This is a genomic window from Streptomyces beigongshangae (assembly GCF_019710745.1).
Classification (GTDB): domain Bacteria; phylum Actinomycetota; class Actinomycetes; order Streptomycetales; family Streptomycetaceae; genus Streptomyces; species Streptomyces beigongshangae.
Genome location: NZ_JAHKJW010000185.1, coordinates 1 through 609 on the forward strand (window position 1 = coordinate 1; position 609 = coordinate 609).

Consider the following 609-nt stretch of genomic DNA (forward strand, 5'->3'; position numbering starts at 1 on the left):
CTCGGTGACGGCGAGGGCGTTGGGGTGGTCGAAGACCAGGGTGGCCGGCAGGCGCAGCCCGGTCAGGGTGTTGAGCTGGTTGCGCAGTTCGGTGGCGGCCAGCGAGTCGAAACCCAGCTCCTGGAAGGCCCGCTCGGCACCGATCGCCTCGACCGAGTTGTGCCCGAGCACCGACGCCACCTGCGAACGCACCAACTGCAACACCGTACGGTGCCGCTCGGCCGCCGCAAGAGCGGCCAGCCGACGCGCCGGCGAATCCTCGCCACCCGACGCGGTGGCCGTCGTCGCGATTGCCGCACGACGGACAACAGGTGCCAGGGCGCGCAGCAGCGCGGGGACTTCATCCGTGCGGGTACGCAGCGCCGCGGTGTCCACACGCAACGGCACCACCGTCGCCTCCACCCGCTCCAGACCCTGCGCGAACAGCGCCAGACCCGCATCCGCGGAAAGCACCGGCAACCCCTGCGAAGCCATACGACGCCGGTCCACCTGCGACAGATACTGCCCCAGACCCGCACCCACATCCCAGAACCCGTACGCCATCGACGTCGCCACCAGACCCTCGGCCCGACGCCGCGCCGCCAACGCGTCCAGGAACACATTGGCCGC

1 protein-coding gene is annotated in these 609 nt (G+C 70.9%); it reads right to left on the bottom strand.

What is annotated here, in order from left to right:
- On the bottom strand, positions 1-609 hold a 609-nt coding region (locus KM933_RS38755; protein ID WP_221362380.1), incomplete at both ends, for a beta-ketoacyl reductase.